Annotated in this window: 9 protein-coding genes; 5 read left to right on the top strand and 4 right to left on the bottom strand. The window is 72.9% G+C overall.

All coding sequences use genetic code 11. From position 1 onward, the window contains the following. The first annotated feature begins 95 nt into the window (after nucleotides 1-95). On the top strand, nucleotides 96-2,972 hold the full coding sequence (locus tag ITX44_RS37215; protein ID WP_236062342.1) for an RICIN domain-containing protein: 2,877 nt from the start codon (nucleotides 96-98) through the stop codon (nucleotides 2,970-2,972). Between the two features lie 43 nt (nucleotides 2,973-3,015). After that, nucleotides 3,016-4,911, top strand: coding sequence for an arabinofuranosidase catalytic domain-containing protein (locus tag ITX44_RS37210; RefSeq protein ID WP_205363803.1), 1,896 nt, complete (start codon nucleotides 3,016-3,018; stop codon nucleotides 4,909-4,911). Between the two features lie 51 nt (nucleotides 4,912-4,962). Here ITX44_RS37210 and ITX44_RS37205 read toward each other — a convergent pair whose 3' ends face one another. Continuing rightward, entirely contained in the window at nucleotides 4,963-5,214 is a 252-nt protein-coding gene (locus ITX44_RS37205) for an InlB B-repeat-containing protein (RefSeq protein WP_205363801.1), read from the bottom strand. Nucleotides 5,215-6,509: 1,295 nt separating this feature from the next. Here ITX44_RS37205 and ITX44_RS37200 point away from each other — a divergent pair. Next, nucleotides 6,510-8,798, top strand: a complete 2,289-nt coding sequence (locus ITX44_RS37200) for a SpoIIE family protein phosphatase (protein WP_205363799.1) — start codon at nucleotides 6,510-6,512, stop codon at nucleotides 8,796-8,798. Between the two features lie 55 nt (nucleotides 8,799-8,853). Here the strand turns inward: ITX44_RS37200 and ITX44_RS37195 are convergent, their stop codons facing one another. Next, the gene (locus tag ITX44_RS37195) at nucleotides 8,854-10,038 is read right to left on the bottom strand and encodes a beta-ketoacyl-[acyl-carrier-protein] synthase family protein (RefSeq protein WP_205363798.1); all 1,185 of its coding nucleotides are present in this window, start codon (nucleotides 10,036-10,038) and stop codon (nucleotides 8,854-8,856) included. A gap of 292 nt (nucleotides 10,039-10,330) precedes the next feature. On the opposite strand from ITX44_RS37195, the gene ITX44_RS37190 reads away from it, so the two are divergent. Together ITX44_RS37190 and ITX44_RS37185 are read left to right on the top strand one after the other, a co-directional pair. Beyond that, on the top strand, nucleotides 10,331-10,519 hold the full coding sequence (locus tag ITX44_RS37190) for a hypothetical protein (protein WP_236062341.1): 189 nt from the start codon (nucleotides 10,331-10,333) through the stop codon (nucleotides 10,517-10,519). A 118-nt stretch (nucleotides 10,520-10,637) separates the two neighbouring features. Further along, on the top strand, nucleotides 10,638-11,642 hold the full coding sequence (locus ITX44_RS37185; RefSeq protein ID WP_205363795.1) for an NAD(P)/FAD-dependent oxidoreductase: 1,005 nt from the start codon (nucleotides 10,638-10,640) through the stop codon (nucleotides 11,640-11,642). 47 nt (nucleotides 11,643-11,689) lie between these two features. Here ITX44_RS37185 and ITX44_RS37180 read toward each other — a convergent pair whose 3' ends face one another. Then, the gene (locus tag ITX44_RS37180; RefSeq protein WP_205363794.1) at nucleotides 11,690-12,997 is read right to left on the bottom strand and encodes an MFS transporter; all 1,308 of its coding nucleotides are present in this window, start codon (nucleotides 12,995-12,997) and stop codon (nucleotides 11,690-11,692) included. Continuing rightward, nucleotides 12,994-13,467 carry a MarR family winged helix-turn-helix transcriptional regulator gene (locus tag ITX44_RS37175; RefSeq protein ID WP_205363791.1) on the bottom strand — a complete coding sequence of 158 codons (474 nt, stop codon included), beginning with the start codon at nucleotides 13,465-13,467 and terminating at the stop codon, nucleotides 12,994-12,996. Before ITX44_RS37175 ends, ITX44_RS37180 begins: the two co-directional genes overlap by 4 nt. Nucleotides 13,468-13,616 lie beyond the last annotated feature (149 nt).

Genomic DNA, 13,616 nt, shown 5'->3' with positions numbered 1-13,616 from the left:
GGGACCGGCGACGGGTGCCCGGGCCAGTCGGCCCGGCCGCCGGGAGCCGCGCTCCCGCTCCCCGCCCGCGCCCCGCAAGCCTTCCGGGAGTCGTGATGGACCGGCGTACCTTCTTGCGCGGCGGCGCCGCATTCCTCGGGGCCACCGCCCTGGCCGCCCGCACCGTGACCTCGTCCTGGGCCGCCACCGGCACCGGCCCCGGCATCGTCCTGGTCGGGGACACCTCCGGCGGCGGGCTCTACCACCCGTTCCCCGCCGGACTGACCCGCACCCCGCTGCTGAAACTTCCCACCGGCAGCGTCCGGGCCGGCGGCTGGCTGGCCCAGCAACTCGCCCTGGACACCACCGGCATCGCCGGACGCTACGACCAGGTGTCGCACTTCCTGAACACCGGCACCACCGGCTGGATCAACCCGTCGCAGACCGGCTGGGAGGAAGTGCCGTACTGGCTGCGCGGACTGACCGCGCTGGCCGGTGTCACCGGTGACAGCGGCCTGAAGGCCAAGGCCGCGACCTGGGTCAACGGCATCCTCGCCACCGCCCAGAGCGACGGCTTCTTCGGCCCCTCGGCCCTGCGCACCTCGCTCGGCGGCGGCCCGGACTTCTGGCCGTACATGCCACTGCTGCAAGCCCTGTGCACGTACCAGGAGTACAGCGGCGACAGCCGGATCGTCCCCTTCCTCAGCAGGTTCTTCGGCTACCAGAACACCTTCGGCGCCTCGGTGTTCAACCAGAGCTGGGGAGCCACCCGGTGGGCCACCACGCTGCACACCGTGCACTGGCTGTTCGCCCGCACCGGCGACCCCGCGCTGCTCTCGCTGGCCGACAAGATCCACCAGTACAGCGCCAATTACGTGAACAACCTGCCGGTGCTGCACAACGTCAGCCTCGCCCAGGGCTTCACCGAGCCCGCCTTCGCGGCGCTGCGCGGCAACGCCTCGCTCACCCAGGCCAGTTACCAGGACTACGCCACCATCCAGAACACCTACGGGCAGTTCAGCGGCGGCGGCTTCGCCGGCGACGAGGTCGCCCGGCCCGGCTACGGCGACCCGCGCCAGGCCTTCGAGACCTGCGGCATCGTCGAATACATGCAGAGTTTCGAGTCGATGGCCCGGATGACCGGCGACTCGAGCTGGGCCGAGGGCACGGAGACACTCGCCTTCAACTCGCTGCCGGCCGCGATGGAGCCGGGCCACACCTCGCTGCACTACGCCACCGCCGCCAACCAGGTGCAGCTCGACAACTACGACAAGACGCTGGGCCAGTTCAACAACACCGGCTCCATGCAGGCGTATCTGCTGGGCGTCGACCAGTACCGCTGCTGCCCGCACAACTACGGCCAGGGCTGGTCGTACTTCACCGAGAACACCTGGCTGGCCACCGCCGACAACGGCCTGGCGGCCGTGCTCTACGCGCCGACCACCGTGACCGCCCAGGTCGGCAACGGCACCACGGTGACGATCACCGAGACCACGAACTACCCCTTCGACGAGACGATCACCCTCGGTCTGTCGCTGCCCGGCCCCACCGCCTTCCCGCTCTACCTGCGGCTGCCCGCCTGGTGCACCGCCCCCGCCGTCGCCGTCAACGGCGCCTCCGTCCCGGCCACGGCCGGCTCCGGCTTCGTCGCCGTCAACCGCACCTGGAACAACGGCGACACCGTCACCCTCGCCTTCCCGATGCAGGTCACGACCACCACCTGGACCGCCAACCACAACTCGGTGTCGGTACGGCGCGGCCCGCTGGCGTACGCGCTGCGCATCGGCCAGAACTTCCTGCGCACCAACGACCCCACCTCCGCCTGGGCCGAGTACGAGGTGTTCCCGACCTCGGCGTGGAACTACGGCCTGCTGCCGAACACCTTCACCGCGACCCGTACCGGCGCCGGCGGCAACCCGTTCACCCAGGCCGGCGCGCCGGTGGCGATCACCGCGCAGGCCAAGGCGATCCCCAACTGGCAGGGCGACACCCAGGACGTGGTCAGCACCCTCCAGCCCAGCCCGGTCGACTCCGGCGAACCCACCGAGACCGTCACCCTGATCCCGATGGGCGCCGCCGCGCTGCGCATCACGTCCTTCCCCACCATCGCCGCGGGCGGCTGGAGCTGGCAGCTCCCCGCCACGCCCAGCGCCTCCTGGTGCTTCTCCGGCGACACCGTCACGGCCCTCAACAGCGGCTATGCGCCGAGCAGTTCCTACGACCAGTCGCACCCGCGGTTCACCTGGTGGGACCACACCGGCACCGGTGAATGGGCCCAGCTGACCTACCCCTCGCCGGTCACCGTCTCCTCGGCGTCGGTCTACTGGTACGACGACACCGGCCACGGCCAGTGCCGCGTCCCGGCCTCCTGGCACGTGGAGTACCTCTCCGGCGGGACCTGGACGCCGGTCGGCGGCGCCGGCGGATACGGCACCGCCACCGACCGGTTCAACACCGTCTCCTTCACGCCGGTCACCACCACCGCGCTGCGCGTCGTCGTCCAGCTCAAGTCCGGTTATTCCGGCGGGATCCTCCAGTGGACCAATGCCGCGGGGCAGGCGATCGCGCAGCCGGGGACCTGGTACCGGATCCAGAACAAGAACAGCGGCAAGGTGCTGGGCGTGGACCGCATGTCGACCGCCGACAGCGCCAACGTGGTCCAGTTCACCGACAACGGCACCGCCGACCACCTCTGGCAGCTCACCGACCTCGGCAACAACCGGTTCACGATCGTCAACCGCAACAGCGGCCTGCTGCTCGCCGTCAACGCGGCCTCCCAGGCCAACAGCGCCGCCGTGCAGCAGTACCACGACAACGGAACCGCCGACCACTACTGGCACCTGATCGACAACGGCGACGGCTGGTACCGCATCCGCAACGGCAACAGCGGCCTGGTCCTCGGGGTCGACCACATGTCGACCGCCGACAGCGCGCAGGTCGTCCAGTACGAGGACAACCGCACCGCCGACCACCTGTGGCGGTTCCTCCCGTAACCCGCTCCGTCCCCCGACCCCCCACGTAAGGAGCACACCCGACATGCCACCAAGACGCCTGTCCGACGCTGCCCCCCACCTGCCGGCCGCGTTCCCCCGCCCCGCGGTGCGCCGCCTGCGCCGCGCCCTGCTGTCGGTCGGCGCGGTGATCGCCCTGTTCCTCGGCGCGATGCTGGCCCTGCCCGCGTCCTCGCAGGCCGCCGGGTCGCTGCCGTGCGACATCTACGGCGCCGCCGGCACCCCCTGCGTGGCCGCGCACAGCACTGTGCGGGCCCTGTTCTCCGGCTACAACGGCCCGCTCTACCAGGTGACCCGCGCCTCGGACGGCGCCACCTCCGACGTCGGCCTGCTGGCCCAGGGCGGCTACGCCGACGCCCAGCACCAGGACACCTTCTGCGGCAACACCACCTGTCGCATCACCAAGGTCTACGACCAGACCAGCCGGCACAACGACCTGGTGGTCGGCCCGGCCGGCGGCGCGGGCGGCGCCGACCGCGGCGCCGACGCGAGCGAGATCTCGGTCAGCGCGGGCGGCCACAAGGTGTACGGCATCTGGGTCTCGCCCGGCGTCGGCTACCGCTACGTGGGGGCCGCCTCCGGCGTCGCCGTCAACGGCCAGTCCGAGGGCGTCTACATGGTGGCCAGCGGCACCCACGTCGGCTCGGACTGCTGCTTCGACTACGGCAACGCCGAGAGCACCCCGTACGACACCGGCAACGGCCACATGGACGCCGTCAGCATCGCCACCACCTGCTACTTCCAGCCGTGCACCGGCAACGGCCCCTGGGTCGAGGCCGACATGGAGAACGGCATGTTCCAGGGCGACAACGGCTCCAACCTCGCCAACGCCGGCAACAACAGCGCCTACGTCACCGCCGTGCTGAAGAACAACGGCCAGAACACGTACGCCATCAAGGGCGGCAACTCGCAAAGCGGCGGGCTGTCGACCTGGTGGAGCGGCGGACTGCCCACCCGCAGCGGCTACCGGCCGATGCACCAGGAGGGCGGCATCATCCTGGGCACCGGCGGCGACAACAGCAACCGCAACATGGGCACCTTCTTCGAGGGCGCCATGGTCGCCGGCTACCCGACCGACGCCGCCGAGAGCGCCGTCCAGGCCAACATCGTCTCGGTCGGCTACAGCGGCCAGACGAACGTGCCCAACGGCCCGCAGGGCACCATCACCGGCCCGGGCGGCAAGTGCGTGGACGTCGCCGCCGACGACACCGGCGTCAACCTCGCGGCCGTGCAGCTGTGGGACTGCCAGTCCTACGCCGAGGACCAGCACTGGACGCACAACCTCGACAACTCGCTGGGCACGCTGGGCCGGTGCCTGGACATCAACGGCAACGGGACGGCGAACGGCACGCAGGTCGAGTTGTACGACTGCAACGGCGTCGGCGGCCAGAAGTGGCAACAGCGCTCCGACGGGTCGCTGTTCAACCCGCAGTCCGGCCGCTGCCTGGACTCGCCCAGCGGCGCCACCGCCAACGGCACCCGGCTGCAGATCTGGGACTGCAACGGCTCGGCGGCCCAGAAGTTCTCCGTCAACGGCGGCGCTCCCGTCCCCGGCCCGGGCGGCAAGTGCGTGGACGTCGCCTCGGACGACACCGGCGTCAACCTCACGCCCGTCCAGCTCTGGGACTGCCAGTCGTGGGCGGTCGACCAGCATTGGTACCACAACTCCAACGGCTCGCTGAGCACGCTGGGCCGGTGCCTGGACATCAACGGCAACGGGACGGCGAACGGCACGCAGGTCGAGCTGTACGACTGCAACGGCGTCGGCGGCCAGGTCTGGAACCAGCGCTCGGACGGCTCGCTGTTCAACCCGCAGTCCGGGCGGTGCCTGGACGACCCCAGCGGCAACACGGCCAACGGCACCCGGCTGCAGATCTGGGACTGCAACGGGTCGGCGGCCCAGAAGTTCACGCTGACCTGATCCGCTTCTCATAGGAGGGCGCCGCCTCTGCGGGGGCGGCGCCCTTCGCCTTCAGCGGATGTCGGCCTCGAAGACGGCTTCCGCCGTGATGCCGGTGCCGCTGTTCAGCACGCAGACGTCGGAGTACGTGCCCGCGCAGTCGCCCGACCAGTGGCTCGGCCGGTACTCGTCGCCCGGAACAGCCGTGAGTCGGACGGTGCGGCTGTCGTGGTACGTGAGGTGGCAGCCGCCCGGGTCGCACGGGGTGGACGTGCCGTCCGCCGTGACGGTCACGGAGCCCGAGCCGTCTGGTGTCGCGGTCACGGTGATGTCGGCGGATCCGCGGCCGGTCAGATCGGCGGCGTCCGGAGCGACGGCCGGCAGGCGCTGGCGCCGGAGCGGACGGCGGTACGGACCCGCCCGGCGGCCCGGACGGGGACCGCCCTGGCGCCACGAACGCCAGGTTCGCCCGGGTGACCGCCGCCCCCGCCGCGGCCGGCTCCGGCAGTCCCGGGAGCCGGTGCGCGGTGCCGAGCTGCCCGGCCACCGGGCGGGTGGTCCCGATCAGGATCGCGCATCCGGCCAGGGCCCGCCGCAGCCGCCCGGCGTACTCCGCGTCGTACTCCCCGCCGAGGTCGATGTCGTCCAGCGCGACGACCCCGCCGACCTGCCCGAGCGCCTGCCGGCATTCCTCGGCGGACAGCCGGCGGCCGCCCGCGGGATACACATGGAATTCCCGGACCAGATCCTGGAGCAGGTCCTCTGGCCGGTTTCCGGAGACCCGCAGATGGACATCCGGCGCCGCCGCGCGCAGCAAGGCCGTCTTTCCGGCACCGCACTCCGCGATGAATTCGACCAGCCCGCGTTCCCGTACCGCCTGCCGTACGAGCCGGAGTTCCGCTTCCCGTCCCACCAGCGCGCGTTGCGCCGCAGGTCCCGCCCCACGGCGGTACGGCCGCCGTTCCGGCGGGGTGTTCCGCTCGCCGCCCAGCGGCGCCCGGGTCAGCCGGAGCCCGTGCGGCCCGGCAAACGTGGCACTGGAATTCCCGAAAAGAACGCCGTCCATTTCCGACCCCTCGGAATTCCCCCGAACCGGTCGTCGACCCGCTCGTCGACCCGTTCTCGCACCGGTCGTCCGAGTGTCACGGCGTCGTCCCGGCCGCACCAGGCTCCGCTCCGCTCAGCGGACCGCGGGCCGGGGGAGAGGCTGGGGAAAAGACGTGCCGCTCTCTTCCGGCACGCGGCCGCATAATTGCACGCGCCGTGGGATGATCACCGGCAAGCACGGCGCCACGGCTCATGGGCAAGGAGAGCACGATCGAAAACGTGGGGATCCGCGGCCCAGGACCTGCGCATAGGCCTGGTTCCGCGTGGTGGAAATCGGAGGCGCCGGCTGTCACGGTCCCCGGGCCGTCGGACGCCGCGTGGGGGCGGGCGGTACGAAGCCGGACGGCGCGGTGTTTGCCGCGGGCGACCAAGTGGCCGACTCACTCATTTGTGTATCGGGTCCGCCATATGTGTTATGCAGTACGTGTGTGCGGTACGGGATCTCGGGGCTTGATCGCACTGACTCGGGAACGCATCCGGTACGCGCCGGAACGGCGAGCGGTGAGCGCAGTATGAACTCCATACCCCCCTCCACATCGCCAAACGACCTGGTCAGCCGGGCACTCGCGGATTTCGTGCCCCCGCACGGGGCGGAGCCGGGCGACGACGACGCCCGGCCGGACGAAGGCGCGGAAGACCGTTCCGAAGACCGCGACGCGGACCGCGAACAGGGCCGCGACCGGGACGGTGACCAGGACCCCCGACCGGACCGTGACCAGGGCCCTGACCAGGACCGGGGCCAGGACCGCGACCAGGACAAGGACCGGCGCGGGGGCGGTGGCCAGGAGCAGATACTGGGCGCCGTCAACCTCGACCGCGATCTGCGGATCGTCGGCACCAACCTGAGTGCTACCCCGTTCGAGGGACTGCGGGTCGTGCTCGGATGCGCCTTCACCGATCTGCTGCCGTCCGCTGACGTACCCACGGTCACGCAGCGACTGCGCCAGGTGGTCGAGACACGTGAGGCACACGTGGCGCGCGTCCAGCGGCTCCGGCGCGCGGACGGGTCCGACCTGCTGGTGTCCATGAGCATCCTGCCGGCCACGGAGCCGGAGGAGGGCCTGACCGTCTCGCTGATCGCCATGGCCAAGCGGCTGCACCTCTACGCCTCGGCCACCGCGATCGGCACGTCCCTGGACATCGGCGAGACCGCGCAGTCCCTGGCCCGCTCCCTGCTGCCGTGGGGCGAGGTGGCCGCGGTCGACCTGGACTTCGCGGTGTGGACCGGCGAGGCGGTCAGCGAGCAGGCGCAGGAGCCCGTACGGCTGCGGCGCGCGGCCCTGGAGCCGGACCGGCACTGGCCGCAGGGATTCCTGACCCCGGGCGACAACCTGCCGGCGGAGGCCAGCCGGCTGCTCGCCGGGGCGGTCGCGCGGCAGGACGTGCCCGCCACGATCGTGCTGCCGGACCGGGAGGCGATCGAGCGGGTGCTCGGCGACGGGCGGCTGACGCACGCGCTCGTACCCGGTACCGGACCGCTGAGCGTCGCGTGCATCCCGCTGATGGTGGACGCCCCCGACGGCGCGGACGGCGCGGACGGCCACATCGTGCTGGGCGTGGCGCAGGTCTGGCGGCGCCCCGAGCACCCCTTCCGCGACAGCGAACTGCTCGACCTCCAGGAACTCGTCGCCAAGACCGCCCACCACGTCGACCTGGCCCGCCAGCACCAGCGCGAGCACGCCCAGGTACTGGCGCTGCAGCGCCGCCTGCTGCCGCGCGCCGACAGCGACACCATCGAGGTCGCCAGCGTCTACCAGCCCACCACCCCGGACAGCGCGGGCGTCGGCGGCGACTGGGTGAACACCTTTCCGCTGCCGGGGGGCCGTACCGCGCTGGTGGTCGGCGACGTCGTCGGGCACGGCCTGGGGGCCGCGGCGGCCATGGGGCAGTTGAGCATGGAGGCCCGCGCCCTGCTGTCGGCCGGGCTCGGGCCCGCGGAGGTGCTGGCCTGCCTGGACGAGACGGTCACCCTGCTGGACGACACCGACGCGGGCCTGGCGGCCGGCTACAGCGCGCTCGGCTCCACCTGCGCCATCGCGCTCTACGACCCGGTGGAGCACAAGTGCGCGATCTCCAGCGCCGGGCACCTGCCGCCGGTCCTGGTCCGCCCGGACGGGTCCGCCGAGATCGTCGCCGCCCGGCCGCACCCGGGGCTCGGCGCGCAGTTCAGCCTGCGGGAGCCGTACGACATCCACGAGGTCGAGGTGCCGCCCGGGACACTGCTGGCCCTGTACACCGACGGCCTGGTGGAGGACCCCGCCGCCTCGATCGACGAGGGCATCGACCGCCTCACCGAGGCGGTCCGGCAGGTGCAGCCCTGGGACGACCTGCCGCAGGCCGCCCGCCGCATGGTGGCCGACCTGGCGCCGCAGGGGCGCCGCCGCGACGACGTCACCCTGATGCTCGCCCGCATGTCGGGCCGGCCCGACCAGGACACGGCGACCTGGCACCTGCCGCCCGGCGAGCACGCACCGGCTCGCGCCCGGGCCCTGGTCTCCGCGCACCTCGAACGCTGGCCCACCGGCGAGGGACTGCGGCACAACATGCTGACCGTGGTCAGTGAACTGGTCACCAATGCCGTGCGGTTCGGGACCGGCCCGGTCACGATGCGGCTGATACGCGTCGGCCGCCGCCTGGTGTGCGAGGTCGCCGACTGCGGCAACGGCCGCCCGCGCCTGCGCCGCGCCGACCTGCTCGAGGGCGCCGGGCGCGGCCTGTTCGTGGTCCACAAGCTCACCACCCGCTGGGGCGTGCGGTGGACCGATCCGGGCAAGGTCGTCTGGGCCGAACTGGACGACTAGCGACCGGGCGACGATCGGCTGCGGGCGACTCGGCCCACCACCGGTTGCTCACCCGCTACAGCCACCGCCCCTCCACGGACGTCGCAGTGAGCCCCGGCGCGGCCGCGTACAGCACCGCACGGTCGCCGCTCTTCTGCCCGGCGTCGTACGCCCGCCGCAGGATGTCGAAGACCGCGGCGCCGCCGCGGTTGCCGGTGGTGTAGCTCTCCCTGCTGTACGCGAGCAGGTCCGCCGGCCAGTCCGCGGGCATGGTCTGCTCCATGTACTCCAGCACCCGTGTGCCGCCCGGGTGCGCGAGCAGCAGGTCCGGGTGCCAGAGCGTGCCGTCGTCCTGGTGGCGTACGCGCAGCCACTCCCACATGGCGGCGACCGTCTCCTGCACGGCACGGGGGCCGCGCCGGTCCATGACGAAGTGCGTGCCGTCGACCCGTGTCTCCAGCCGGTGCAGGTCCGCGGTGCCGGGCAGGGTGTGGTGCCAGGTCGCGTCCAGCTGCAGAATCGATTCGTCCCGGGGGCGGCCGGTGACCACGGCGGCCACCGCGGTGTCCGCGAACAGCAGCCGGACGATGAGGGATTCCAGCGAGTCGTCGGACGGCTGGTACGTGGTGCTCAGCGCCTCCGATATGACGATCAGGACGACCCGGTCCGGGTCCGCGGCGACCAGGTCGGCCGCCAGCGCGAGGGAGCGGGTCCCGGCGATGCAGGCCCACTGGGTGGCCGGCAGCAGCAGGACGTTCCCGCGCAGCGGCAGCCGGTTGAGCAGCGCCAGGTCGAGGCCGGGCAGGGCCGGGGTGGTGGAATGACTCGTGATCAGGCAGTCCACGTCGCTCGCCGTCACGCCGGCCGCCGCCAGGGCGCCGCGGGCGGCCCGCTCCCCGTACTCCTGCACGGCCGCCCAGGCCGGCGCCGTACGCTCCTCGATGGTCTGCGGCGCGGGGATCACCTCGAGCGCGGCGATCGCCCGCGCCACGTCCGCCTCCGTGAACCCGCCCCCGGCCAGCGCCTCCCGGGCGGCGGGGGCGGCCGGGAAGCGCAGGCCGCCGCCGGTGCTCGCCGACACCGCCGCGTCCAGCGGCAGCATCCACCCGCGAGCGGCGATCCCCGTGCTCGCCGCGATGCCGTCCATCCGCGACAGCCACGGCGCCCGCGGGTGCCGCTCCCGTACCTCCGCCAGGATCCGGTCGGTGTGCACGACGTGTTCGCCCTGCAACACGACAGGAGGACACACGTAAGCGACCATCAGATGCCCCCCTTTCTCTCTCAAGGCCCACGAAATGCCGCGAAAGATGCAAAGCCGCCAAGCGTGGAGGTCGATGTCAAGACGCGGCTCTAGCACGATACTTCGGGATCGCCCGCCATTCGGAGCAGTTGAGTCGCATATCACGTCCGGCATCCCTCGTTGTCGGTGCCCGCCCCTACGCTGCGGTCATCGATCAAGAAGGACGGCAGGGGAGGTGGCCCACGTGGGCGGCAACGGGTGGATCCACACGGGTCCGTACCGGCCGGATCCGGCGGCGGCGTGGGGTCCCTTCATGCGGTCGTTGACGCGGGAGGAGATCCGCGCCTGGTGTCCCGGCGGCCGGCCCACCGAGGCCGAGTGGCACGACGCCTTGAGGTCCGATCGCCTGGACTTCCCCGACCGCGCCGCCGGCAACTGTGTCGTGCTCCACGTGGACGGGCAACCGGCCGCGATCGGCTACTGGGGTGTCACCGCGGACTGAGCCGCGCGGCGGGAGCGGACTCCGGAGCCTTCCTGTCGCCTTTGCCGGTCCGGCAACGATGTTTGTCGAACTGGCACCATCCGGCGCACCGTGGGCCCCCGGACGAAGGGAGCACCGCATGAACGCGGAGCGGGAAGACATCGGGACGCGGCCGGACCCGGCGGGCGGCCGGTACGACGTCGTGGTGATCGGCGGCGGGGCGGCCGGGCTGGCCGCGGCAGTGACGCTGGGCCGGGCCAGGCGCTCGGTGCTGGTGGTGGACGGCGGGCAGCCGCGCAACGCGCCGGCCTCGGGAGTGCACGTCTACCTCGGGCACGAGGGCACGCCCCCGGCCGAGCTGCTGGCCGCCGGACGGCGGGAGGCGGCTGGCTACGGGGTGCGGATCGCCGAGGGCACGGTCGTGTCCGCCGGGCGCGAGCCCGAAGGGTTCGGCGTCGCCCTCGCCGACGGCACCCGGTTCGGCGGCCGTCGCCTCCTGGTGGCCACCGGCCTGGTGGACGAACTGCCCGACCTGCCGGGACTGACCGAGTTGTGGGGCTCCGACGTGGTGCACTGCCCGTACTGCCACGGCTGGGAGGTACGGGACCGGCGGATCGGCGTCCTCGCGACCGGGCCCATGGCCGTCCACCAGGCCCTGCTCTGGCGGCAGTGGAGCCCGCACGTCACCCTCTTCCTGCACACCGGCCCCGAGCCGGCCGAGCAGGAGTACGAGCAGCTCGCCGCGCGCGGCGTCGCCGTGGTGGACGGCGAGGTGCGCGCCCTGGAACGGAACGGGAACGGCATGACCGGGGTCCGGCTGGCCGACGGCACGGTCGTGCCCTGCGAGGCGCTGGCCGTCGCCGGGCGGCTGACCGCGCGGGCCGGCTTCCTCGCGCCCCTCGGGCTGGTGCCGGTCGAGCAGGAGATGGCCGGCACGGTGATCGGCAGCGCCGTCCCGGCGGACCCGATGGGACAGACCTCCGTGCCCGGCGTGTGGGTGGCCGGCAACGTCACGGACCTGGTCGGCCAGGTCATCGGCTCGGCCGCCGCGGGCGTGCGGGCCGGTGCGGCCGTGAACGCGGACCTGATCGCCGAGGAGACCCGCGAGGCCGTCGCCCGGCGCACCGCTTCGATCGCCTCCTGAGCCCGCTCACTCCCTGGTCCGGGCCCGCCCCTGCAACGCCCCGGGGCTCACCCCTGCTTGCTGGGCTCCGCGTTGCCGGACCCCGCCACCGGGCGGGAGGACGCCGGGGCGGGCACCGGCCCGGCGCCCCCGCGGTCGATGCCGCGCAGCGCGGGCAGCATGACCAGCCCCAGCAGCAGGGTCGGCGCGCCGCCGGCGACCAGGGACCAGCGGCTGCCCACCTCCTGCGCGATCCAGCCGACCAGCGGGCCGCCGACCGCCGTGGACCCGCCCCAGGACAGGGCCCACAGCGCCATGACGCGGCCGCGCATGCCGGGCTCGGACGCCAGTTGCAGGGAGGTCTTGGCCAGGGAGTTGAAGGTGATCGCGCCGTAGCCGACGAACACCAGCGCCGCCAGTTCCAGGGCGAAGGTGGGCGCCAGCGCGGCGGCCAGGATGGCGACGCCCCACCCGGTGGCCGCCACGGACAGGCTCGTGGCGCGGGCCGAGCGGCGGCGCCCGGCGGCCACCAGGCCGCCCACCACCGCGCCCGCGCCCATGACCGAGGCCATCGCGCCGTACGCCGCCGCCCCGCCGTGGAACGCGCCGCGCGCGACCAGCGGCAACGTGACCGGGAATTCGTACGCCAGGGTGCCTATCACCGTCAGCATCATGAGCGGCAGGGCCAGCGCCGGAGTCCGGCGCACATACCGCAGACCCGCCCGGACCTGGCCCTTCTCCCGGGCCGGGCGGGTCCGCGGCCGGGTGTGCTCGCCGCGCATCATGGCCAGGCTCAGCAGGACCGCGCCGAAGGACAGCGCGTTGAAGGCGAAACAGGCCGTCAGGCCCACCCCGGCGACCAGCGCGCCGCCGAGCGCCGAGCCCAGCACCCGGGCCAGGTTCATGGACACCGAGTTCAGGGTGACGGCGTTCGCCAGGTGCTCGCGCGGCACCAGGTCCGCGATCAGGCTCTGCCGGGCCGGGTTGTCCAGCACGGTGCAGCAGCCGAGCAGCAGCGACAGCACCATGACCAGGGGCACCGACTCGGCGTGCACCGCGGTCAGCACCGCGAAGGCCGCGGCGACGCACGCGGACGCGGACTGCGTCACGTAGAGCAGGCGCCGTTTGTCGTGCCGGTCGGCGATCACCCCGCCGACCGGGCCGAGCAGCAGGAACGGCAGCAGCCGCAGCGCGGTGACCAGGCCCAGGTCCGTGCCCGAGCCGGACAGTTGCAGGACCAGCAGGGCCAGCGCGAGGGTCTGCATCCAGGTGCCGGCCACCGAGACCGACTGCCCGGTGAAATACAGCCGGTAGTCGCGCACGGCGAGCGAGGAGCCGGTCCGGGACAGCCAGCCGGTCAGTGCCCGCGGCCTCACTTCTGCCGGTCCAAGGTTCCGCCCGCGGGTCCGGACGCGGGCGGCTCGTACCCGGCCAGCCGCTCCAGCAGTTCGCCCGCGGCCACCAGGATCTCCTGCTCACGCTCGTCCAGCAGCTCCCCGATCGCCCGGCCCAGCCAGGTGTCGCGCTCCCGGCGCCGCGCGGCCACCACCGACCGGCCCTCCTCGGTGACCACGACCAGCACCCGCCGCCCGTCCGCCGGATCCTGCTCCCGGGCCACCAGCCCCGCCCGCTCCAGCTCGCGCAGCGCGGCGGCCACATTCGAACTGGTCATCCGCGCCTCCTCGGCCAGCTTCCGCGGCGACGCCCCATCGCCCAGCCGCACCGAGGCGCCCAGCACCCGCGCCGCCGTGAGCGACACCCCGGGCACGGGCAGCGCCTCACGCCGCAGCCGCTGCTGGAGCAGCTTCAACTGGGTCCGCAGCCGTTCGATCTCACCGTCCCGCATGGTTTCTATGTTACATAGCTATCTGGCATAGCGGAATGCGGGCGGGCTCGGCGGCGGCCGTCACCCGTACGGACCTCAGCCGTGGACCGGCCCGCGCGGGACCCCGTACCGATGAAACCGATGAATCCGGGCCGCGCCCGTCGTCATCA

Origin of the sequence: Actinacidiphila acididurans (genome assembly GCF_016918855.1) — a bacterium.
Lineage (GTDB): Bacteria > Actinomycetota > Actinomycetes > Streptomycetales > Streptomycetaceae > Actinacidiphila > Actinacidiphila acididurans.
This window is presented reverse-complemented; position numbering and strand designations above follow the sequence as displayed.